Raw genomic sequence first — 21,254 nt, forward strand, 5'->3', positions numbered from 1 at the left:
ATGGCAGGGGAGCGAGGCCGGCTCGGTCGGTTCACCGACGCGGTGCTCGGCGGCGCGCGGGCGGCCCGCGACAAGGCCCGTGAGCTGGTCGACGAGTTCCGCACCAGCGACGAACCCGAACGTGCCCTCGTCGCGCCGCTGCTGCCCGGACAGGAGCTCCGCTACGTGGGGCTCGGCCCGGTCCGCATGTCGCAGACCCACAAGGCCGGTCAACAGCTCGCCGACGAGGTCGGCGCCGAGCTGGCCGACGCACTCGACCCGAAGGTGCTGTTCGGGCTGCTCAACATCGTCAACCCCGTGGTCTGGGTGGACGCCGTGCTGACGCCGGTGCGGCTGGCCGCCGGTGTGCTGCTGCTGCCGGGCAAGGCCGGTGCCATCGCCGCCGGAGTGCCGGACCTGGCCGCGCCGGAGCCGGGTCTGCCGCAGCAACCCGCCCAGCGGGAGCCGATCCCACTCACCGCGGAGCAGGAGGCGTTCCGCGCGCTGTTCCGGCTCAGCCAGTACCGCCCGCTGGCCGACCAGCTCGCCGAGATCGCCTACCGGCGGCGCTACGTCTTCAGCGGCGACCTCGCCACCCTCGCCGGCAGCCTGCTGCTCTTCCTGGAGCGCTACAGCGGCACACCCCTCGCGGTGACCGACAGCCATCTGCACCTGCTGCGGATGGGCCCCCGCCCGGACGCCGACCGGCCCGACCGGCGGCAACCACGGGTGCTGTGGAGTGTGCGGCGCGACCGGGTGGCCCGGGTCGACTCCGAGCGTGGCGCGAGCGGGCTCGTGCAGCTCGCCTCCACCATCGTCTTCGACGACGGCTCGTGGATCCGGCTCACCCAGCCCGCGCTCCGCGACGACCAGTCGCGCTTCCTGACCGCGATCCAGGACCTCCCCGGACAGCGCCCAACGCCGTGACCAGCCGGCGGGTGAGCCGTGACCCCGGCCGGCGGGTCAGCCGTCGCGTTCGGGGTAGCCCACCGGCACCGCCGAGACGTCGTCCAGTGCGGTGGTGATTTCCTCAGGAAGTGTGATCCGTTCCACTTGGAGCGCGCCGAGCAGCTGCCCCACCGTCCGCGCGCCGAGGATCGGCGCGGTCACTCCCGGCCGGTCCCGGATCCAGGCCAACGCCACCTCCAGCGGCGACACCCCCAGGCCCCCGGCCGCCGTCGCCACCGCCTCCACGATGCTGGAACAACGCGGCTCCAGGTACGTCGAGACGAACCGCTCGAAGTGCGGCGACGCGGCTCGGGAATCCGTCGGACGGCCGTGCCGGTACTTGCCGGTGAGCACCCCCCGGCCGAGCGGTGACCAGGGCAGCAGGCCGAGGCCGAGCGCGTCGCACGCGGGCAGCACCTCCCGCTCCACGCCCCGCTCCAGCAGCGAATACTCCACCTGGGTCGCGACCACCGGCGCCCGCCCCGGCCAGGCGGTCTGCCAGGCGGCGGCGCGCGCGGTCTGCCAGCCGGAGAAGTTCGACACGCCGACGTAGCGGACCTTTCCGCTGGCCACCGCGTGGTCCAGCGCGGCCAGGGTCTCCTCGAGCGGGGTGTCCGGGTCGTACCCGTGCACCTGGAACAGGTCGACGTGGTCGGTGCCGAGCCGGCGCAGCGACGCGTCCAACGTCCGCAGCAGGTGCCCGCGGGAGCCGTCGCGGCGCCGGCCGCTGCCCGGGCGCAACCCCGCCTTCGTGGCGATCAGCAGCTCGTCGCGGGGCACGAGGGTGCCCAGCAGCGAGCCGATCACCGACTCGGCGTCGCCGTCGCCGTACACGTCGGCGGTGTCGATCAGGTTGCCGCCCGCGTCCAGGAAACTCTTCAGCTGGGCGGCCGCATCGTCGGCGTCGGTGTCCCGGCCCCAGGTCATGGTGCCGAGCGCGAGCCGGGAAACCGCCAGCCCGCTTCGGCCGAGCGGTCGCTGTTGCATGGGTGAACCTTATTTCGAACCTGCCGCCACGGATATCCTCGCTCCCGTCAACTCTGCCGGTTCTGCCGGTTCCGCCGACGACGGGCACCGCGACGGGCGGGGAACAAAGGTGTCGAGCCGGTGATCGAGTCCGTTTTCGTCATTGCGTAACCTGGTGCGACCTGTGCCACGGATGGGGGAGGACCAGTGCGACTCGGGCTCAGTCTTGGATACCAGACCGCATGGAGCACACCGGCCGATCACCTGGCCCTGGCGCAGGAGGCGGACCGGCTCGGTTACTCGGTGGTGTGGGCGGCGGAGGCCTACGGCTCCGACTCGCCCAGCATGCTCGCCTGGATGGCCGGCCAGACCGAACGGATCGACGTCGGCGCCGCGGTGATGCAGATCCCCGCCCGTACGCCGGCCGCCACCGCGATGACCGCCGCCACCATCGACGCCCTCTCCGGCGGCCGCTTCCGGCTCGGCCTGGGAGTCTCCGGCCCGCAGGTCTCCGAGGGTTGGCACGGCGTGCGCTTCGCCAAGCCGCTCGCCCGGACCCGCGAGTTCGTCGACATCGTCAAGCTGGCCATCGCCCGCAAAGAGGTGGCGTACGACGGCGAGCACTACACGCTGCCGCTGCCGGACGGCCCCGGTAAGGCCCTGCGACTGGGCTTCCACCCACCACGCGAGCACATACCGATCTACCTGGCCGCGGTCGGCCCGAAGAACCTGGAACTGGCCGGCGAGATCGCCGACGGCTGGCTCGCCGTGTTCTACGCCCCGGAGTTCGCCGAGGAGCAGCTCGCCTCGGTCCGCGCCGGGCGGGCCAAGGTCGGCAAGGAGTTGGCCGGGTTCGACGTGGTGCCGTCGGTGCCCGTGGTGATCGGCGACGACGTGGCCTCCTGCGCCGAACTCGTCCGCTGGTACGCCGCGCTGTACGTGGGCGGCATGGGCAGCCGGGAGCAGAACTTCTACAACCAGCTCGCCACCCGGATGGGGTACGGCGACGCCGCCCGCGACGTGCAGGACCTGTACCTGGCCAAGCGGCAGCGCGACGCCGCCGCCGCCGTCCCCATGGAGTTCATCGACCGCACCTCGCTGCTCGGCCCGAAGGAGCGCGTCGCCGAGCGGATGCGGGAGTACGCCGCCGCCGGCGTCACCACGCTGTCGGTGACCCTGTTCGTGGCCGACCGGGACAGCGGTGTGCAGACCCTGCGTACCGTCGCCGAGGCACTCGACCTTTCGGGAGTCGGCGAGTGACCTGGGTCGAGGCCATCGTCCTGGGCATCGTCCAGGGACTGACCGAGTTTCTTCCGGTCAGCTCGTCGGGGCATCTGCGGATCACCTCGGCGATCTTCTTCGACCGTGACGCCGGCGCGTCGTTCACCGCGGTCACCCAGCTCGGCACCGAAGCCGCCGTGCTGATCTACTTCGCCAAGGACATCTGGCGGATCACCCGAACCTGGCTGGTCGGCATCAGGGACAAGTCGGTGCGCTCCAGCCTCGACTACCGGATGGGCTGGTACGTGATCGTCGGCTCGATCCCGATCGGGCTGTTCGGTTTCGTGTTCAAGGACCAGATCAAGACCGCCGGGCGCAACCTCTGGGTCGTGGCGACCACGCTGATCGTGTTCGCCTTCGTGCTGGCGTTCGCCGAGTACTGGGGGCGGCAGACCCGGACCCTGGAGAACTTCCGGATGAAGGACGGCGTGGTGATGGGCTTCGCCCAGGCCATGGCGCTGGTCCCCGGGGTGTCCCGCTCCGGTGGCACGCTCACCGCCGGCCTGCTGCTCAACCTCACCCGGGAAGCGGCGGCACGGTACTCGTTCCTGCTGGCCATCCCGGCGGTGGTCATGTCCGGCGTGTTCAGCCTCGGTGACGTCTTCGAGCCGTCCGCGCCGGGCACGTCGGTGCCGACCGTGGCCCAGACGATCGTGGCCACCGCCATCGCCTTCGGCATCGGGTACGCGGCCATCGCCTGGCTGCTGCGCTACGTCGCCCACCACACCCTGTACGTCTTCGTGCTGTACCGGGTCGCGTTGGGCACCCTGGTCCTGGCTCTGCTGCTGACCGGCACGATCGACGCCACCTGACCGGCCGACCCGTCGACGGCCCCCGTCCCGCCTCCCGGCGGGCCGGGGGCCGCCTTCGTTCCCGCCGGCCCGCCTTCGTTCCCGCCGCCCGCTTGATCGACTCCATGTCGCCGACATGGGGGCATCAGGGTGCCAGGAAACCCCCACATCGCCGACCCGGTGCGGATCCCGCCGGGGCTCCGGCTCGCCGACGGGGACCCGCGGGTGGCGGCCCGGAGCCCGTCACGGTCGGGGTCGGGGAGCAGGCCATAGGGTGGTCGGTGTGGCAACCCTTCTACTTCTGCGACACGGCCGGACCACGGCGAACGCCGATGGCGGCCTGGCCGGCCGGCAACCGGTCGAGCTGGACGACACCGGGCGCGCCCAGGCCGCCGCGGTGGGCGAGCGACTGCGGGGGGTGCCGCTGGCCGCAGTGGTGACAAGCCCGCTGATCCGCTGCCGACAGACCCTGGAGCTGGCGCTGCCGGAGGCCGCCCCGATCGTCGAGGACGGGTTGATCGAGTGCGACTACGGCAGCTGGGAGGGGCAGCAGCTGAAGAAGCTCGCGAAGGAGCCCCTCTGGCCGGTGGTCCAGCAGCGCCCCAGCGCCGCGGTCTTTCCGGACGGGGAGGCGATGGCGGCGATGGCCGCGCGGGCGGTCGCGGCGGTTCGCTCGTGGGACGCCCGGGTCAGCGCCGAGCACGGGCCCGAGGCGGTGTGGCTGGCCTGCAGCCACGGCGATGTGATCAAGGCCATTGTGGCGGACGCGCTCGGCGTACACCTGGATCTTTTTCAGCGGATCGTGGCCGACCCGGCGTCGGTGACCGCGATCCGGTTCACGCCGCTGCGGCCGTTCCTGGTCCGGCTCAACGACACCGGCGGTGATCTCCACGCCCTGGTGCCGCCGCCGCGCAAGCGGCGTCGGCGGGCTCCCCGCGCGGCTGATTCGGACGCCACGGTCGGCGGCGGGGCCGGGGCGGCCTCGTGACGGCGATTTTGTCCGCCCGCCGTGCCGGCGCGACACCCCCGCCTGATCGTCGGCTGAGGCTGGCGGCGGCCGGCGGGTGGGCCGCCACGCCCGGTTATACCTGCTGGTACGCCGGGCGCGCCGCCCCTGGGGCGATTCGGGTCGGTGGGGTGCGCGATGCCATGGCGGGCCGGATAGGGTCGTGGGTATGACCCACCAGGTGCACGCCTTCGAACCGCCGGAGCGGTTCGTCGCCGGGACTGTCGGGCCGCCGGGGGAGCGCGCGTTCTTCCTGCAGGCCCGCGGCGGCGGCAGACTGGTCAGCGTCGCGCTGGAAAAGGTCCAGGTGTCCCTGCTGGCCGAAAAGTTGGAGGAGCTCCTCACCGAGGCGCAGCGTCGATTCGGGGTGGACCTGCCGCCCGAGCTGGCGCCGGTGATCGGCGACAACGAGCCGCTGGACACGCCGGTCGACGAGGAGTTCCGGGTCGGGACCCTCGGGCTGGCCTTCGACGTGGACACCGCCACCGTGGTGATCGAAGCGATCGCCGCGGGCGAGGTGGAGCCCGAGGTCGAGCTGGACGACGACGAGGACGAGGACGACGACGAGGACGACGAGCCGGACGAGGACCTGGACCGCCTCCGGGTCCGGCTCACCCCGCAGGCGACCCGCCAGTTCATCGAGCGGGCCCGGCGAGTGGTCAACGCGGGTCGGCCTCCGTGCCCGCTCTGCGGCCAACCGTTGGACCCCGCCGGGCACCTCTGCCCGCGGCACAACGGTTATCACCGGTGACCTCGTCCGGCCTCCAGCCTCGCCAGGACGGCGACGCGGCGCTGCGGCTGCTGCGTGACGGCGTGCTCGACCTGGAGGGTCGGCTGGTCGACGCGTCGAACACGACGCTGCGCGGCATCCTGACCCTCGACGGGATCACCGCCCGCTGCGTCTACAAACCGGTCCGTGGCGAACGTCCGCTCTGGGACTTCCCGGACGGCACCCTCGCGGGCCGGGAGGTCTCGGCGTATCTGGTGTCCCGGGCCACCGGTTGGGGCCTGGTGCCGCCCACCGTTCTGCGCGACGGCCCGTTCGGCCCCGGTTCCTGCCAGCTCTGGATCGACGAGCCGGAGGACGCCGAGGCGCTCGTCGGTTTCCTGCCGGCCGGTGAGCTGCCGCCCCGCTGGGTTCCGATCGCCGCAGCCCAGGACGACGACGGCACCGCCTACGCGTTGGCCCACGCCGACGACCCACGGCTGGCCCGACTCGCGGTGCTCGACGCCGTGATCAACAACGCTGACCGTAAGGGCGGTCACGTGCTGGTCGGCGCCGACGACCGGATCTACGGGGTGGACCACGGGGTGAGCTTCCACGTGGAGGACAAGCTGCGCACGGTGCTCTGGGGTTGGGCCGGCAAGCAGCTGCCCCCGGACGCCGTGGAGATGCTCGACGGGCTCGCCGGGCAGGTCGCCGGGGCGCTCGGCGCGGAACTGGCCGACCACCTGACGATCAGCGAGGTGGCCGAACTGGCCTCCCGGATCGACCGGTTGCGGAAGGCCGGCCGCTTCCCGCAGCCCCCGGAGGACTGGCCGGCGATGCCCTGGCCGCCCATGTGAGTCGCTGTCATCTTGATCACCCGTGGGGCGCTCCGACGTCGCCCTGCGGCTGGCTAGGCTGATCCCATGGAGTCTTGGGCGGGACACGAGGTGCCACGGCTACCGGGCAGGGGCGAGCCGCTGGCGTTGTACGACTCGGCGCGGCAGGCCGTCCACCCGAGCGAGCCGGCCGACGCGGGAAGCATGTACGTCTGCGGCATCACCCCGTACGACGCCACGCACCTCGGTCACGCCGCCACCATGATCACGTTCGACCTGGTGCAGCGGATGTGGCGGGACGCAGGCCGTCCCGTGCGCTACGTGCAGAACGTCACCGACATCGACGACCCGCTGCTGGAGCGGGCCGCCCGCGACGGCGAGGACTGGGTGGTCCTGGCGATGCGCGAGACGGCGCTGTTCCGGGAGGACATGGAGGCGCTGCGGATCATCCCGCCGGCGCACTACGTGGGAGCGGTCGAGTCGATCCCGGACATCGCCGAAAAGGTCGAGGTCCTGCTCAAGGACGGCGCCGCGTACCGGCTCGACGACGGCACCGGCGACGTCTACTTCGACATCTCCGCCACCGGCCGGTTCGGCTACGAGTCGAACCTGACCCGCGAGCAGATGCTGGAGATCTTCCCCGATCGCGGCGGGGACCCCGACCGGGCCGGCAAGCGTGACCCACTGGACCCGCTGCTGTGGCGTGGGGCCCGCGAGGGCGAGCCGTCCTGGCCGGGCGGCGAGTTGGGCGCGGGCCGCCCAGGCTGGCACATCGAGTGCGCGGTGATCGCGTTGAACCTGCTCGGCGACCAGATCGACGTACAGGGCGGCGGCAACGACCTGCTGTTCCCGCACCACGAGGCGTCCGCCGCGCACGCCGAGCGGCTCACTGGTCAGGCGCCGTTCGCCGAGCACTACGTGCACGCCGGGATGATCGGCCTGAACGGCGAGAAGATGTCCAAGTCCCGAGGCAACCTGGTCTTCGTGTCCCGGCTGCGTGCCGACAAGGTCGACCCGATGGCGATCCGCCTGGCGCTGATCTCCGGGCACTACCGCAGCGACCGCACCTGGACCGACGCGCTGCTCTCCGAGGCGCAGGAGCGCCTGGACCGCTGGCGGCGGGCCGCCGCCGCGCCCGCCGGGCCGTCCGGGTCCGAGCTGCTGGCCGGGGTACGCGAACGCCTCGCCGACGACCTGGACACCCCCGGCGCCCTGGCCGTGGCCGACCGATGGGCCGACGCTGCCCTGGCGGGCACCGCAGACGACACCGAGGCTCCAGCCCTCTTCGCGAACACGCTGGACGCCCTCCTAGGAATCCACCTCTAGCCCCACCCCCTCCCCGCAGCCCTCGGCGTGGCCGTGGCCGCGCTCGCAGCGTGACCCGTCGTGGCGGTGACTGTGGCCGCGGTCCGTCGTGGCTGTGGCCCTGGCGCGCGTCGATCATGGAGTTGTGGTGCCTGTTGTGCGGTATTCCGCGCCTTTTGCGGGGCACCACAACTCCATGATCGACGGCGCGCTCTGAGCCCGGCGCCGTGACTTCCCAGGGTGCCGTGACTGCCAGGGTGCCGTGACTGCCCCGGCGCCGTGACTTCCCGCGATCTTGCGGTTTCTGTCCCCGCATATGGGGCGAACCGTGGCATAACCGCGGCAGGAAGTGCAAGATCGGCGGGGCGGGGCGGGGTGTGACGGCGTGGGGGTGGGGTGAGCGCGTGAGGGTGCGCGGGGCGGGGTGGGTCAGCCTAGGACCAGGCCGGGGTTGGGGTCGGGGTCTGGGGTTGGGGCAGGGATCTTGTACTCCTCGGTGAGGGTGGTCATCGGGCCGGGCCAGGTGGCCTGGGACACCTCAATCGGTTTGCGGTGGGCGTCGTAGGCGACGTGCAGCAGGTGCAGCACCGGGGTGTCTGGCCGGATCTGGAGTGTCTCGGCCTCTTCGCGGCTGGGCTGGCGGGCGCTGATCGTGTCGGTGGCCGAGACGTACCGCCGGCCGGTGACTTCCTCGGCCTCCTGGTAGAGCGGCCGGCCGAACGCCTCGGTGCGCTCCAGCGAGGTGCCCGCGGTGTCGGTGGGCAGGAACCAGGAGGCGCCCACCTCGACGGGGGAGTCGTCGGTGCGTACGAGGTGTCGGCGGCAGAGCAGGTCGGTGCCGTCGGGCACCCCGAACGCGTCGGCCACCTCGGCGGGGGCGGGGGCGCGACCGACGGAGACGAGTTGCTGACGATATCGGGCGGCGAGATCGGTGTGGTAGCCGCGGAAGCCGCCGTACCGGCCACGGGCGAGGCGGTTGAGTCGGCGGCGGGTGCCGCGGACGTACGTACCGGAACCGGGTTTGGTGATCAGGATGCCCTCGACCCGCAGCTGGTCGACGGCGCGTTGCACGGTCTGCTTGGCGACGCCGAACATCTCGGCGATGGCCGGGATGGATGGCAGCCGCTCGCCGGGTCCCCAGTCGCCGCGGCGGACCTGGGCCTTGAGCTGCGTGGCGATCTGTCGGTGCGGGAACTCCGCGGCCCCGGGATTGATCTGCACACCGGCCTCCTTGATCACATCTAGGTTCCTAGGATGCCTTAGAGGGTGTGACGGCGCTACCCCTGACACACGAAAACGGGCCCCCGGACCACAAAAGGTCCGAGGGCCCGCAGGGTCGAACAAACCACGACGAGACGGGGAGAGGCGAGACGGGGGAGAGGTGCTACCAGGAACCGGCCGTGGGGCCGGCCGAACCGCCCCGCCGCCGCAGGTACTTCTCGAACTCCTGAGCGATCTCGTCACCGGTCAGCGGGGTGATCCCCTCGTCGCCGACTCGTTCCTCCAACTCGCGGACGTACTCGCCGAGCTCGGCATCCTGCTCGGCCGCGCTGCGCACTCGCTGCTCCCACTCGGCGGACTCCTCGGCCAGGTCGGCCATCGGCACCGGCAGGTCGACGACCTCCTCGACCCGGTGCAGCAGGGCGAGAGTGGCCTTGGGGCAGGGCGGGTTGTTGGCGTAGTGCGGCACGTGCACCCAGAACGAGACGGCATCCACGTCGGCGCGGGAGCAGGCGTCGTGCAGCACGCCCACGATGCCGGTCGGCCCGTCGTACCGGGTCGGGGTGAGCTGGTAGCGCTCGGCGGCCTGCGCGTCGGAGGCGCTGCCGCTGATCGGCAGCGGCCGGGTGTAGGGAACGTCGGCCAGTAACGCGCCGAGCAACACCACCCGTTCCACCTCGAGGCTGTGGCAGATCTCCAGCACCTGCTCGCAGAACGTCCGCCAGCGCATGCTCGGCTCGATCCCGCGGATCAGCACCACGTCGCGGTCGGTGCCCTCCGGGCTGGCCACCATGAACCGGGTCGTCGGCCATTCCACCCGGCGGGTCTCCCCGTCGGCCATGGTGATGGTGGGCCGGCTGACCTGGAAGTCGTAGAAGTCTTCCGGGTCCAACTCGGCGATCTGCCGGGCATTCCAGACCTGCTCGAGGTGCTCGACCGCAGCGGTGGACGCGTCGGCGGCGTCATTCCAGCCCTCGAACGCGGCGATGGCCACCGGGGACCGCAGCACCGGCAGTCCGTCGAACTCGGTCACGCCGTCACCTCACCCTGCTCGTCGCGGCCGGCGCCGGGATGGCGCCCGGTCGTCATACCGTGGGGCACGGCAGCGTCCCTGTTGTCCTTCACGTCCGTCAGCCTACGTGCCGGGCGAGGGTACGGCCTGTCGGCCGCGCCGGTCGGCCATGCCAAGGCCTGGTCATACACGAACGAACCGGACAGCGTGATCCCGCTGACACAATATGGGATCGGGTGCCGACGGCCGCTGGGTCCGGCAGGTGCCGCACTAACCTGAACGGGTGCGGACTTCGTTGATGGATGTGCTGGCCGACCGGATTCTCATCGCCGATGGCGCGATGGGCACGATGCTGCAGGCCGCGGACCTCACGCTCGACGACTTCGACGGGCTGGAGGGGTGCAACGAGATCCTCAACGTCACCCGGCCGGACGTGGTGCGCGGCGTGCACGACGCCTACCTGGCGGCTGGCGCGGACTGCGTGGAGACCAACACGTTCGGTGCCAACCTCGCCAACCTCGCCGAGTACGACATCCCGCAGCGCATCCGGGAGCTGTCCGAGGCGGGCGCCCGCATCGCCCGGGAGGCCGCCGACGCGGCCAGCACCCCGCAACGGCCCCGGTTCGTGCTCGGCTCGATCGGGCCGGGCACCAAGCTGCCGACCCTGGGGCACGCCGACTACGCGACCCTGCGCGACGCGTACCAGGAAAATGCCGCCGGTCTGATCGTCGGCGGCGCGGACGCGCTGATCATCGAGACCTGCCAGGACCTGCTCCAGGTCAAGGCGGCCGTGGTCGGGTCCAAGCGGGCGATGGACGAGCTGGGCCAGTCGGTGCCGATCATCTGCCACGTGGCCGTGGAGACCACCGGCACGATGCTGGTGGGCAGCGAGATCGGCGCGGCACTGGCGGCGATCGAGCCGCTCGGGGTGGACCTGATCGGCCTGAACTGCTCGACCGGCCCGGCCGAGATGAGCGAACACCTGCGGTACCTGTCGCAGCACTCCCGCATCCCCCTGTCGGTGATGCCGAACGCCGGCCTGCCGGTGCTGACCGCCGACGGCGCGTACTTCCCGCTGACTCCCGTGGAGCTGGCCGAGGCCCTGGAGCGGTTCATCACCGAGTACGGCGTGGGGCTGGTCGGCGGCTGCTGCGGCACCACACCGGAGCACATCCGGGTGCTGGCGGAGCGGCTGCACGGCGTCACCGCCCCGGCGCGCGAGCCCCGGCACGAGGCGGGCGTCTCCTCGGTGTACCACCCGGTGCCGTTCGCACAGGACGCGTCGGTGCTGATGGTGGGGGAGCGGACCAACGCCAACGGCTCGAAGGCGTTCCGCGAGGCGATGCTCGCCGGCGACTGGCGTGCCTGCGTGGAGATCGCCCGTAGTCAGGCGCGCGACGGCTCGCACCTGCTCGACCTGTGCGTGGACTACGTCGGCCGTGACGGCACACAGGACATGCGGGAGTTGGCCGGCCGCTTCGCGACCGCGTCGACGCTGCCGATCATGCTGGACTCGACCGAGCCGGCCGTCGTCGAGGCCGGGCTGGAGATGCTCGGCGGCCGGTGCGTGGTCAACTCGGTGAACTTCGAGGACGGCGACGGCCCCGACTCCCGTTACGCGAGGGTGATGCCGATCGTCCGTGAGCACGGCGCGGCGGTGGTGGCGCTGCTCATCGACGAGGAGGGGCAGGCACGTACCCAGGAGTGGAAGGTCCGGGTCGCGGCGCGGCTGATCGACGACCTGACCGGCCGGTGGGGGGTGGACCGCTCCGACATCCTGATCGACGCGTTGACGTTCCCGATCGCCACCGGGCAGGAGGAGACCCGCCGCGACGGCATCGAGACGATCGAGGCGATCCGGGAGATCGCCCACCGCTACCCGGGGGTCAACTTCACCCTGGGCATCTCGAACATCTCGTTCGGGCTCAACCCGGCGGCCCGGCAGGTCCTCAACTCGGTGTTCCTGCACGAGTGTGTGCAGGCCGGTCTGACGTCGGCGATCGTGCACGCCAGCAAGATCCTGCCGATGTCGAAGATCCCCGAGGAGCAGCGCGAGGTCGCCCTGGACCTGGTGTACGACCGGCGTCGCGAGGGGTACGACCCGGTGCAGCGTTTCCTCGAACTCTTCGAGGGTGTCGACGTGACCAGCGCACGGGCCAGCCGCGCGCAGGAGTTGGCCGCGTTGCCGCTCGACGAGCGGCTCAAGCGGCGGATCATCGACGGTGAGCGCAACGGCTTGGAGGCCGACCTGGACGCGGCGATGGCCGGCGGCCGGGCCCCACTGTCGATCATCAACGACATCCTGCTGGACGGCATGAAGGTCGTCGGCGAGCTGTTCGGCTCGGGGCAGATGCAGCTGCCGTTCGTGCTCCAGTCCGCCGAGGTGATGAAGACCGCGGTGGCGTACCTGGAGCCGCACATGGAGACCACCGAGGACGGCGGCAAGGGCCGCATCGTGCTCGCCACCGTCCGTGGCGACGTGCACGACATCGGCAAGAACCTGGTCGACATCATCCTGTCCAACAACGGCTACGAGGTGGTGAACATCGGCATCAAGCAGCCGATCAGCGCCATCCTGGACGCCGCCGAGCAGCACCGCGCCGACGCGATCGGCATGTCCGGGCTCCTGGTCAAGAGCACGGTCATCATGAAGGAAAATCTGGCCGAGATGGCCACCCGCGGGGTCGCGGAGCGGTGGCCCGTCCTGCTGGGTGGGGCGGCACTGACCCGCGCGTACGTCGAGGACGACCTGCGGTCGATGTTCCCCGGGCAGGTGCACTACGCGCGGGACGCGTTCGAGGGGCTGTCCCTGATGGACAAGGTGATGACCGCCAAGCGCGGCGGCGCCCCGGTGATCGACCCGGAGCGCGAGGCGGCCCTGGCGGCGCGGCGGGCCCGCCGGGAACGGCAGCGGTCGATGGTGTCCGAGTCCCTGCCGGAGCTGCACGACTCCTCGATCCGCTCCGACGTGGCTGCCGACGTAGCGGTGCCCACCCCGCCGTTCTTCGGCACCCGGGTGGTCAAGGGCGTGCCGATGGCCGACTACGCAGCACTGCTCGACGAGCGGGCCACGTTCCGCGGGCAGTGGGGGTTGAACGGCGCCCGCGGCGGCAACGGTCCGTCCTACGAGGAACTGGTCGAGACCGAAGGTCGGCCGCGTCTGCGGTACTGGCTGGATCGGCTGATCGCCGACCAGGTGCTCGAGGCAGCCGTGGTGTACGGCTACTTCCCCGCGTACTCCGAAGGCAATGACCTGGTGGTGCTCGACGAGAACGGGCACGCGGAGCGCGCCCGGTTCTCCTTCCCCCGGCAGCGGCAGGAGCGGCGGCTCTGCCTGGCCGACTTCTTCAAACCCAAGGGCGACCAGCTCGATGTGGTCGCGTTGCAACTGGTCACCGTCGGCCAACCAGTCAGCGAGTACGCGGCGAAGCTGTTCGCCCGCAACGAGTACCGCGACTACCTGGAGGTGCACGGGCTCTCCGTGCAGCTCACCGAGGCCCTCGCCGAGTACTGGCACCGGCGCATCCGTTCGGAGATGACCCTGCCCGACGGCCGTGCGCTCGGCCACGACGACCCGGCGGACCTGGCTGGCCTGCTCCGCAACGACTACCGGGGCTGCCGGTACGCGTTCGGTTACCCGGCCTGCCCGGATCTGGAGGACCGGGCGAAGATCGTGGACCTGCTCGGTGCGGACCGGATCGGGGTTGAGCTGTCCGAGGAGTTCCAGCTGATGCCGGAGCAGGCCACCGACGCGATCGTGGTCCACCACCCGGAGGCCAGCTACTTCAACGCCAAGTGACGGGCGCAAGGTTCCTGACCTGCAATTACGGTCGTCCCGAGGGCCTATGAACCATGATCATGCCGTCTGTAGGCCGTCAAGGGCTTCCGGGACGACCTCGGCGGCCTGGTCCTCACCGAAGGCCGCATCAATGGCCCGGCGCGTGCGGTCCTCGCTGGTCGGCAGGAGATGCGTGTAGGTCCGCAGAGTGAAGCCCGGGTCGGCGTGGCCCAGATAGGTCGACAGGGCCTTGATGCTCTCCCCGGCGTCCAGGAGGACCGAGGCGTAGGTGTGCCGCAGGACGTGCATGCCGTTGCGCCGGTCGTCGGGGATGGCCGTCGCCCGAATCGCAGGTTTCCAGACACCGGGGTTGAACTTCGAGCGGCTGAGCGGCAGGCCGTCAGCGGTGGTGCGGCAGGCCGTCAGCGGTGGTCAAGTAGAGCGTGACGGTCGTGGGATCGCCAGTGAGGGTTCCCTACGGCAAGGTGACCTCTACGGGCGCGTACTGCTTGGCGTGCGCGCTCAGGCGACGAGCTACCGAGGCCGGGAGCGGAACTCTCGATACGGTTACGTCGTCGCGCGATTGCCGCAGGCGCTCGCAGCCGGACAAGCCGCGACCCAAACTCACGAGGGCGAGGACCAGGAGCAGTCGTTCGCACTTCTGGCGCTCACCTACCAGGCGACCGCAGTCCTGCTCACCAAGCTCGGGGAAGCGGACCTCGCATGGATTGCTGCCGAGAGGGGCTTCACGGCGGCTCAACGATGCGGCGATGTGGTTGTCATCGGGTCGCTCTTCCGCTCAGTCACCCATACGCTGCTCTCGACAGGTCGATTCCGTGAAGCGAAGCAGCTCACCGCCGATGCGGCGGCATACATGCAGCCCGGCTTGGCCGGGGCGACGCCGGAGTACCTGTCGGTATACGGCACCCTGTTCCTGGCCGGTTCCGTAGCCGCAGCACGCGACGAGGACCGTACCGCCGTCCGATCCTTCCTCAGCGAGGCGGACGAGACCGCGCGGCGACTTGGCCACGACGCGAACCACCTCTGGACCGCGTTCGGGCCGACCAACGTGGCTATCCACCGCGTGACAACCGCCATGGACTTGGATGACGTACAGGTTGCGATCGACCTTGGTCCCCGTATCGACACGACCGGCCTTCCTGCCGAACGGCAGGCGCGGCATGCGCTCGAAACAGCGCGGGCACTGACTGCCTGGAACAGAACAGATGAGGCCATGGCGGTAGTGCTGTCTGCTGAGCAGCAGGCGCCCGAGCAGATTCGCCACCACGCGATCAGCAGGCAGCTCGTCCAGAACTGGGTGCGCCGCGGTCGAGGCCGACCCAGCCACCAACTCGCCAGCCTGGCGCAGCGCGTGCCCTTCACGGCCTAGATCCGTAGGGTCCGAGGATGTGACCAGCCAAGCCAGCAACGCCCGTCCGCAAGCTACTCCCAAGGTGGCGGCGGGCGCGCTTTTCGTTGATGGGCAAGAGCGCATGATGCTCGTCAGGCCAACGTACAAGGCGCACTGGGACATCCCAGGCGGGTACGTCGAGCAGGGCGAGAGCCCGCTACAGGCCTGTGCGAGAGAGGTCTACGAGGAACTAGGCCTCCGAGTCGCGATCGGTGCTCTCCTTACGGTCGACTGGGCTCCGAGGCCAGACGAGGGCGACAAGATGCTCTTCGTCTTCGACGGCGGCATGCTCACGTCTGACCAGCTCACGTCCGTTGCCTTCCGCGACGGCGAGATCGCAGAGTGGGCATTCGTGGAAGACCACCAGCTAGACGAGCTGGCCATCCCCAGACTCGCCCGACGACTCCGGGCCAGTGTGCGAGCCCGGAAGCAGTCTCGCACCTCCTACCTTGAAGAGGGCGAAGTGCCCACCACGCTCTGAGACACGGAGCCACGCCACCGGAGCCGCTGTACCCATCGCACCGTCTGTTGGTCGGATCTTCGGGGCGGCCGGGCTGCCGGCAATGTGATCCGACATGAGATGCACGACAGATCTCCATCAGTTGAAGTGCGACATGTGCCAGGGAACTAGGCAGCAGGCCGTCGGCGCCCCGTTCCGTGACGTCGGGGGGTGGGGCGGACGCCCGGCCGATGAGCGTATGTTGGGAGCAGCGAAGGGCGGATCGCCGTGATCCCGACACTGATCTTGTTCGGCCTTGTATTCGGACGCTGGTGGCGGTTGTCGCTCATCGCCGCCGCTCTGGGGTGGCCAGTCCTGCTCGCCGCCGACGACGTGATGAGTGTCGGGCCGGGGTTGCTCGGCGCGTCTGGGCTCGCCATAGCCAACGCCGGCGTCGGCGTGTTGATTCATCAGGGCATCCTGCGAATGATGCGCGTGTTGAGAACCGAGCAGGACCGTTAACGAGGCAGTCCGGTAGGTGATGCGGCTGTCTGGGCCGCCAGAGGTCAGCCGGTCGGTGCGGCACCGGTCCGGTCCGGTCCGGTCCCGCAGAACGCTTCCACGGGCAACGACCCCGAGAACGCACGCATCTGCCGCGATCCGCTCGGATGTCGCAGATCAGTTGGCGGACGACTGTCGCGCATCAGTCGACGGAGGACACCGGGCTGCCGGCAAAAGTGGTTCAAAGTTTCTGTACGTCTTCAAGGCGGCCCGAGACGGGCCGCACACGCCGCCGATCGTTTGGGCGAGGGCCGTCAGAGTGGGTCGAGGCGGCGCTTGAGCAGGCAGAACTCGTTGCCTTCTGGATCGGCGAGGACGTGCCAGGACGCATCCGCAGGCTGGCCGATGTCGACGAGTTTGGCCCCGGCGGCCAGGAGGCGCTCGAGCTCGGCGTCCTGATCGCGGTCGGTGGGGTTGACGTCGATGTGCAGCCGGGCATGCCCGTTCTTCGGCTCGTCGTCGCGGATGAGGAAGATCGTCGGCTGCGGGCCGCCGAACCCTTCGCGCGGACCTATCTCGATGTAGACCCCCTCTTCGCGATCGAGCTCTACGAAGTCCAAGACCTCGCACCAGAACCGCGCCAGCACCTCGAGGTCCTGGCACTTGAGCACGAGCTCACCGATACGGCATGCCATTGACGAAACCTACTCTCAGCATGGGAACTGCCGGGGCGGCCGCACGCGGATCTCATGGGCTCCCTGCAGGGCGAACAAGCTCGCGATCGTAGCGGGCGAGGCGAGCAGGGCTGGACGAGGGTGTCCGTCGGGCCTGCACCGGCGTGGGTGTTGACGGACGATCGTTGTCTGGTCAATCGAAGTCGTTGCCGGTGAGCACCCAGGCGATGCCCTGTTCAGGGTCTTCCATCGCCAGGTGCAGGTACCAGATCTCGTCGTCCGGCTCCTGCCAGGTGACGCAGTGCAGGCGTTCGACAAGCGCTGTGACGCTGTGCGGATCTGCGGCAGGAGTCACGCCAGCCATGGCGGCGAGTGCCCTCCAGAGAGCTGTCCGTCCCAGCGCCTGTCCCGTTCGGCGCGCGTAAGGTCCGTCACCGGTGGCCAGGTGCACCAAGCTGGAGTAGACGTCGGCGAAGGGGACCGGTGATCCCTCACGGCCGCGCAGGCCCTGCCACCGTTGGCCCCTGGGCATCCTGGCCTGGTCGGTGGCGACCATCGAAGCTGCCTCCCACGCGGTGCCGTGGAACGCGTACGCCTGAGTGGCAGGTGACAACTCGTCCAGGAACGGCACCGCGTCATGCTGCGCCGACCGTGCCGTGGTCGTGGGCAGCGGCATCGGGTCGGCCAGATGGCTCGGCCAGGCCCAGTTGGTGCAGCCCACGCTGCCGGTTCGGTCGTAGTCGGAGATGTCCAGTGTGCTGTGCCAGTTGGCGCCTTCCCAACGTTCAAGGCACAGCGGAGCGCCGAGCAGTTGTGGGTCGAGGTCCGTGGCGGCACGGAGATCCTCGCCGTGGAGCACACGAGTGTGGGCTACCAGGTGCCGCGTGCGCGGGTTGGTCAGATGTGGGGCCAGTTCTCGCCAGGTGTGGTTCTGCGCCACAACCTCCCACAGGGGCCCCGGGTAACCGTTGTCGCCGTCGGGAAACAGTTCGGCAGCGGCCGCGGCGATCCCGGCTGGCGCCTCCAATGCCACGACGTGGGCTACCTCCTGCCGCTCGTCGACCGGCCCCGCATCGACCGTGGCGGCGAAGGTCAGTAGGTCATGCCAGCGTCCGCCGTCAGCCAACAGGTCGAGGTTGCGGTATGAGGCAGCGGGTGGGGTCACCTTGTCATCCTGCCGGCCTGCGAGGAGTGACGCCGCGGCGGGCCGTCGGCAGATGTCGATCATGGCTGACCCGTCATGATCATGCGTCTGATCGGCGGATGGCTCGCGGTGGCCCACTTCGTAACATCACCGGCGATCACGGTCAAAGACGGAGGACACCATGAACCAGAAGCTCCAGACCCGCGCGTTCGAACGGGTGGCATCGACCCTGCGGCCGGGGGAACGCCCAATCACCGCGACCCGAGCGATGGTCGGGAGATTCTCGGCCGGTCGGCTCGGGACGGTCGTCACGCAAGGGTTGATCGGGGCGGCTGCCGGAGCGACGGGCGCGGCGCTGGCGCGGACCAAGAAGCAGTTCCTCGTGCTCACCGACCAGCGACTGATCTTCCTGCCGCAGACCTTCTTTGGCGGGCCCGGCACCGGTGTTCTCGGTGAGGTGCCCAGGGAACACGTCGCGCTCGCCGAGGCGAAGATCGGTGTTGTGAGCCTGCTGCGCCTCGCCTTCGGCGGTGCGGGGGACGGCGTCAGCCTGACCTTCCCCCGGGTGGACAAGAAGAACGCCGAGGCCCTCGCGGCAGCCTTGCCGCCGGCGCCGACAGCCTGATCGGGCCCGGCCCGCGTCGGCCTGGCCGGCATGGTGCCAGCGGCCTGCGGGTGCCTACCCGTCGGTGGTAGCGCGACCGATCAGGGCAGGCCCGTGGTCGGGCAGGACAACGATGAACTGCCACTGTCCCTGCTCGACCCGGGCAAGTCCGACCGATCCGTCGACGTTGAGCGCCTCGACCAGGGCAGGGCCGCCTTCGACGATCCGGTCTAGCCGAGCGTAGTGCGTGGCCAGGCCGCGGGCGGGGCCGTTGATCCACAACTTGATCTCGACACCTCGGCGTAGGGCGTCGAGCAGATCATCGCGCATCGGTCCCACCGCAGCCGCGAGGACCTGGTCGTGCAGACGCTCCTGCCCACACGGTTGGGTCGGCGCGACGGCTGCCCGCTGCCGGCAGGTCGGGCAGGCTGAGTCGTCGCCGTGGTTGAAGAGGTGCCGGTACAACTCGATCTGCTCCTCGGGCAGGCCGCACAGGGTTTGTTCGCCGCCCCAGGCGTGCTGCACACCCGGTGTGAGCGGGTGGATCGCAGCGCCGAACGCGGCCGGAACCCGTGCGGTGGCGAACGACCAGCTTTCTTGATCAGCAGACGTCACGGCGCGAGGTTACCGAAATTCCGGACGCCGATCGTCTGCCCCACGGCGCCGGAGGCCGGGGTCGGACAGGGTCGAAACGGCATCGCCGCGCTGGCACACTCGCAGACATGGTCGACTGGTACACGCAGGCCGAAGCGGCCAGTGACGTCATTCGGATCTCGGAACCGCACGTCAACGAGCTGCTGTCGGCGAACTTCTGGTGGTTGCGCGGCAACGATCGTGACATCGTGATCGACGCCGGGCTCGGTGTCGTCGCCCTGCGCGAGGCGATTCCGGGACTGTTCGAGCGCGATCCGATGGTGCTGCTCACCCACGCGCACCTGGACCATGTGGGTGGGGCAGCGGAGTTCGCTGACCGGGCCGCCCACCCCGCCGAGGCAGGGCTCTTGGCGGCGGGTGTGCCGGCGAGCCTGTACGGCGCGGAGCTCTACGACAAACTCGGGATCGACGCAGCGGGAGAACCTGTCCCGGAGCTCATGATCGACGTCCTGCCCGATCTCGGCTACGACCCGGCCACCTACCGCGTCGAACCCATGACCCTGAATCGCACGCTCGACGACGGCGACCGGATCGACCTGGGCGGGCGAGCACTGACGGTGCTGCACCTTCCCGGCCACACACCGGGGAGCATCGCCCTGCTGGAGGAGCGCACCGGGACGCTGTACTCCGGCGACATCATCTACGAGGGTTATCTGATCGACAACCTGCCGAACTCCGACGTCGCCGACTACCGGCGAAGCATGGAGTTCCTCGCCGACCTCGACGTGTCCGTCGTCCATCCCGGCCACGGGGACAGCTTCGGCAGGACCCGCCTTCGCCCGTTGGCCGAGGCCTACCTGCTCAGGAGCTCAGGTTGAGTCGGGTTCGAGGGGCGGACGGGGGTCGCCTGGATTACACGTTCGAGGCCGGGTGACGTGGCGCCTCGCTTAGGCTGCAGAAATGAGCAACATGGACGACCTGTTGCAGCGTAACGTCCGTTTCGCGGCTACGGACGCCAGGGATCGCGTACCGGAAGTCCCGTTCGTCCCTAACCAGCAGCTCTACGTGATCACGTGTCTCGACCCGCGAGTCGACCCGGCCTTCATCTTCGGCCTGGCGCTCGGTGACGCTATCGTCGCCCGCAGTCTGGGTGGTCGGGTAACTCCGGCCGTGATCGAGGACCTGGCGTGGATCAGTTACCTGCACGAGGTCAAGACGCCGGACGCCGACTGGTTCGATCTCGCTGTCGTGCACCACACGGGTTGTGGCAGAGGGCTGGACGACAAGGCCCTGCTCAAGGGCTTCGCAGAGCGAGGCGGCGATGACACCGCTCTGGTCAACCAGGCGGTCTTCGACCCGGCCCAGACCGTGCCCGGCGACGTGGAGACACTCATCAACGCTCCACTGCTCTCTCCCAGGATCAAGGTCTCCGGTTACGAGTACGACGTGGACACTGGCCTGTTGAGAACACTCGTGCCCCCGCGCAGCCGGTCTGACGGCTAGGTAAGCGGCGGCGCGGCTCGGTCTCAGGGAGGATGTGGCCGTCGTGGCCGCACCAGCCCAAGGAGATTCAGCATGGCGATCCAGCGGATGGACAACGTCCTCATCGTTGTCGACGACCTTGACACTGTCATCGCGTTCTTCGTCGAACTCGGCATGGAGCTGGAGGGGAGGGGGCCCGTCGAGGGGCGTTGGGTGGAGCGTGTCATCGGGATCGACGACGTCCGGCAGGAGGTCGCGATGCTGCGGACCCCGGACGGCCAGGGCAAGGTCGAGCTGGCGATGTTCCACACGCCGACGGCGATCACCACCGAGCCGAAGGACGCGCCGGCGAACACGCTGGGCATTCGTCGGATCATGTTCGCCGTCGACGACATCGAGGACGTCATTGCCCGCCTGCGCAACCACGGCGCCGAGCTCGTCGGGGAGTTGGAACAGTACGAGAACCTCTATCGGCTCTGCTACGTCCGCGGCCCCGAGGGCATCCTCGTCGGCCTGGCCGAACAGCTCAACTGACGACCACCAACGTGCCCGCGAGTGGTGACTACCCTTCAG

Annotated in this window: 22 protein-coding genes; 15 read left to right on the forward strand and 7 right to left on the reverse strand. The window is 69.9% G+C overall.

Annotated features, from left to right (window positions below):
- On the forward strand, nucleotides 1–906 hold the full coding sequence (locus HNR20_RS29915; protein WP_184186806.1) for a hypothetical protein: 906 nt from the start codon (nucleotides 1–3) through the stop codon (nucleotides 904–906).
- Between the two features lie 36 nt (nucleotides 907–942).
- Here HNR20_RS29915 and HNR20_RS29920 read toward each other — a convergent pair whose 3' ends face one another.
- Complete coding sequence (locus HNR20_RS29920; RefSeq protein WP_184186809.1) at nucleotides 943–1,914, reverse strand: aldo/keto reductase; 972 nt, start codon at nucleotides 1,912–1,914, stop codon at nucleotides 943–945.
- Between the two features lie 186 nt (nucleotides 1,915–2,100).
- Here HNR20_RS29920 and HNR20_RS29925 point away from each other — a divergent pair, with 186 nt between their 5' ends.
- From HNR20_RS29925 to mshC, 6 genes are all read left to right on the forward strand, one after another.
- Entirely contained in the window at nucleotides 2,101–3,153 is a 1,053-nt protein-coding gene (locus tag HNR20_RS29925) for an LLM class F420-dependent oxidoreductase (protein ID WP_184186812.1), read from the forward strand.
- Complete coding sequence (locus HNR20_RS29930; RefSeq protein WP_184186814.1) at nucleotides 3,150–3,986, forward strand: undecaprenyl-diphosphate phosphatase; 837 nt, start codon at nucleotides 3,150–3,152, stop codon at nucleotides 3,984–3,986. The genes HNR20_RS29925 and HNR20_RS29930 overlap by 4 nt, the downstream gene beginning before the upstream one ends.
- 253 nt (nucleotides 3,987–4,239) lie before the next feature.
- Nucleotides 4,240–4,953 carry an Rv2135c family putative phosphatase gene (locus tag HNR20_RS29935; protein ID WP_184186817.1) on the forward strand — a complete coding sequence of 238 codons (714 nt, stop codon included), beginning with the start codon at nucleotides 4,240–4,242 and terminating at the stop codon, nucleotides 4,951–4,953.
- A gap of 187 nt (nucleotides 4,954–5,140) precedes the next feature.
- On the forward strand, nucleotides 5,141–5,722 hold the full coding sequence (locus HNR20_RS29940) for an Rv2134c family protein (protein ID WP_184186820.1): 582 nt from the start codon (nucleotides 5,141–5,143) through the stop codon (nucleotides 5,720–5,722).
- Entirely contained in the window at nucleotides 5,719–6,537 is an 819-nt protein-coding gene (locus HNR20_RS29945; protein WP_184186823.1) for an Rv2133c family protein, read from the forward strand. Before HNR20_RS29940 ends, HNR20_RS29945 begins: the two co-directional genes overlap by 4 nt.
- Nucleotides 6,538–6,603: 66 nt before the next feature.
- Complete coding sequence (mshC, locus tag HNR20_RS29950) at nucleotides 6,604–7,842, forward strand: cysteine--1-D-myo-inosityl 2-amino-2-deoxy-alpha-D-glucopyranoside ligase (protein ID WP_184186826.1); 1,239 nt, start codon at nucleotides 6,604–6,606, stop codon at nucleotides 7,840–7,842.
- A 408-nt stretch (nucleotides 7,843–8,250) separates the two neighbouring features.
- On the opposite strand, the gene HNR20_RS29955 is transcribed toward mshC, so the two are convergent.
- Together HNR20_RS29955 and HNR20_RS29960 are read right to left on the reverse strand one after the other, a co-directional pair.
- Nucleotides 8,251–9,042, reverse strand: a complete 792-nt coding sequence (locus HNR20_RS29955; protein WP_184186829.1) for a GntR family transcriptional regulator — start codon at nucleotides 9,040–9,042, stop codon at nucleotides 8,251–8,253.
- Between the two features lie 163 nt (nucleotides 9,043–9,205).
- On the reverse strand, nucleotides 9,206–10,075 hold the full coding sequence (locus tag HNR20_RS29960) for a PAC2 family protein (protein ID WP_184186832.1): 870 nt from the start codon (nucleotides 10,073–10,075) through the stop codon (nucleotides 9,206–9,208).
- Nucleotides 10,076–10,352: 277 nt separating this feature from the next.
- Between HNR20_RS29960 and metH the strand changes: the two genes are divergently transcribed.
- Nucleotides 10,353–13,853 carry a methionine synthase gene (metH, locus tag HNR20_RS29965; RefSeq protein WP_221311162.1) on the forward strand — a complete coding sequence of 1,167 codons (3,501 nt, stop codon included), beginning with the start codon at nucleotides 10,353–10,355 and terminating at the stop codon, nucleotides 13,851–13,853.
- Nucleotides 13,854–13,910: 57 nt separating this feature from the next.
- Here the strand turns inward: metH and HNR20_RS31970 are convergent, their stop codons facing one another.
- Nucleotides 13,911–14,228, reverse strand: a complete 318-nt coding sequence (locus HNR20_RS31970) for a tyrosine-type recombinase/integrase (RefSeq protein ID WP_221311163.1) — start codon at nucleotides 14,226–14,228, stop codon at nucleotides 13,911–13,913.
- Here HNR20_RS31970 and HNR20_RS31975 point away from each other — a divergent pair.
- The 3 genes from HNR20_RS31975 to HNR20_RS29980 all read left to right on the forward strand — a co-directional run bounded on the left by HNR20_RS31975 (nucleotide 14,164) and on the right by HNR20_RS29980 (nucleotide 16,204).
- Nucleotides 14,164–15,222 carry an XRE family transcriptional regulator gene (locus tag HNR20_RS31975; protein ID WP_221309966.1) on the forward strand — a complete coding sequence of 353 codons (1,059 nt, stop codon included), beginning with the start codon at nucleotides 14,164–14,166 and terminating at the stop codon, nucleotides 15,220–15,222. The genes HNR20_RS31970 and HNR20_RS31975 overlap by 65 nt on opposite strands.
- 19 nt (nucleotides 15,223–15,241) lie before the next feature.
- Nucleotides 15,242–15,724, forward strand: coding sequence for an NUDIX domain-containing protein (locus HNR20_RS29975; protein ID WP_229687240.1), 483 nt, complete (start codon nucleotides 15,242–15,244; stop codon nucleotides 15,722–15,724).
- A 246-nt stretch (nucleotides 15,725–15,970) separates the two neighbouring features.
- Nucleotides 15,971–16,204, forward strand: a complete 234-nt coding sequence (locus HNR20_RS29980) for a hypothetical protein (RefSeq protein ID WP_184186838.1) — start codon at nucleotides 15,971–15,973, stop codon at nucleotides 16,202–16,204.
- 293 nt (nucleotides 16,205–16,497) lie between these two features.
- Here HNR20_RS29980 and HNR20_RS29985 read toward each other — a convergent pair whose 3' ends face one another.
- Nucleotides 16,498–16,878: a VOC family protein gene (locus tag HNR20_RS29985; protein ID WP_184186841.1), complete on the reverse strand. Its 381-nt coding sequence runs from the start codon at nucleotides 16,876–16,878 to the stop codon at nucleotides 16,498–16,500.
- 172 nt (nucleotides 16,879–17,050) lie between these two features.
- Nucleotides 17,051–18,022 carry a DUF6183 family protein gene (locus HNR20_RS32810; protein ID WP_184186844.1) on the reverse strand — a complete coding sequence of 324 codons (972 nt, stop codon included), beginning with the start codon at nucleotides 18,020–18,022 and terminating at the stop codon, nucleotides 17,051–17,053.
- 160 nt (nucleotides 18,023–18,182) lie between these two features.
- On the opposite strand from HNR20_RS32810, the gene HNR20_RS29995 reads away from it, so the two are divergent.
- The gene (locus HNR20_RS29995; RefSeq protein WP_184186847.1) at nucleotides 18,183–18,626 is read left to right on the forward strand and encodes a hypothetical protein; all 444 of its coding nucleotides are present in this window, start codon (nucleotides 18,183–18,185) and stop codon (nucleotides 18,624–18,626) included.
- Between the two features lie 54 nt (nucleotides 18,627–18,680).
- Here HNR20_RS29995 and HNR20_RS30000 read toward each other — a convergent pair whose 3' ends face one another.
- Nucleotides 18,681–19,220 carry a hypothetical protein gene (locus tag HNR20_RS30000; RefSeq protein ID WP_184186850.1) on the reverse strand — a complete coding sequence of 180 codons (540 nt, stop codon included), beginning with the start codon at nucleotides 19,218–19,220 and terminating at the stop codon, nucleotides 18,681–18,683.
- 107 nt (nucleotides 19,221–19,327) lie between these two features.
- Here HNR20_RS30000 and HNR20_RS30005 point away from each other — a divergent pair, with 107 nt between their 5' ends.
- The 3 genes from HNR20_RS30005 to HNR20_RS30015 all read left to right on the forward strand — a co-directional run bounded on the left by HNR20_RS30005 (nucleotide 19,328) and on the right by HNR20_RS30015 (nucleotide 21,215).
- Nucleotides 19,328–20,077, forward strand: a complete 750-nt coding sequence (locus HNR20_RS30005; protein ID WP_184186854.1) for an MBL fold metallo-hydrolase — start codon at nucleotides 19,328–19,330, stop codon at nucleotides 20,075–20,077.
- A gap of 82 nt (nucleotides 20,078–20,159) precedes the next feature.
- Entirely contained in the window at nucleotides 20,160–20,702 is a 543-nt protein-coding gene (locus HNR20_RS30010; protein ID WP_184186857.1) for a carbonic anhydrase, read from the forward strand.
- Between the two features lie 72 nt (nucleotides 20,703–20,774).
- Complete coding sequence (locus HNR20_RS30015) at nucleotides 20,775–21,215, forward strand: VOC family protein (protein ID WP_184186859.1); 441 nt, start codon at nucleotides 20,775–20,777, stop codon at nucleotides 21,213–21,215.
- Nucleotides 21,216–21,254: the final 39 nt, after the last annotated feature.

The organism is Micromonospora parathelypteridis, from assembly GCF_014201145.1.
In the GTDB taxonomy this organism is placed as follows: Bacteria; Actinomycetota; Actinomycetes; order Mycobacteriales; family Micromonosporaceae; genus Micromonospora; species Micromonospora parathelypteridis.

What these genes read in the sequence shown, in the direction of transcription:
- HNR20_RS29915 (WP_184186806.1), top strand. Translation starts at nt 1, where the DNA reads ATGGCAGGGGAGCGAGGCCGGCTCGGTCGGTTCACCGACGCGGTGCTC.
- HNR20_RS30005 (WP_184186854.1), top strand. Translation starts at nt 19,328, where the DNA reads ATGGTCGACTGGTACACGCAGGCCGAAGCGGCCAGTGACGTCATTCGG.
- HNR20_RS29920 (WP_184186809.1), bottom strand. Translation starts at nt 1,914, where the DNA reads ATGCAACAGCGACCGCTCGGCCGAAGCGGGCTGGCGGTTTCCCGGCTC.
- HNR20_RS29985 (WP_184186841.1), bottom strand. Translation starts at nt 16,878, where the DNA reads ATGGCATGCCGTATCGGTGAGCTCGTGCTCAAGTGCCAGGACCTCGAG.
- HNR20_RS30015 (WP_184186859.1), top strand. Translation starts at nt 20,775, where the DNA reads ATGGCGATCCAGCGGATGGACAACGTCCTCATCGTTGTCGACGACCTT.
- HNR20_RS29940 (WP_184186820.1), top strand. Translation starts at nt 5,141, where the DNA reads ATGACCCACCAGGTGCACGCCTTCGAACCGCCGGAGCGGTTCGTCGCC.
- HNR20_RS30010 (WP_184186857.1), top strand. Translation starts at nt 20,160, where the DNA reads ATGAGCAACATGGACGACCTGTTGCAGCGTAACGTCCGTTTCGCGGCT.
- HNR20_RS29995 (WP_184186847.1), top strand. Translation starts at nt 18,183, where the DNA reads ATGAACCAGAAGCTCCAGACCCGCGCGTTCGAACGGGTGGCATCGACC.
- mshC (WP_184186826.1), top strand. Translation starts at nt 6,604, where the DNA reads ATGGAGTCTTGGGCGGGACACGAGGTGCCACGGCTACCGGGCAGGGGC.
- HNR20_RS31975 (WP_221309966.1), top strand. Translation starts at nt 14,164, where the DNA reads ATGGCCGTCGCCCGAATCGCAGGTTTCCAGACACCGGGGTTGAACTTC.
- metH (WP_221311162.1), top strand. Translation starts at nt 10,353, where the DNA reads ATGGATGTGCTGGCCGACCGGATTCTCATCGCCGATGGCGCGATGGGC.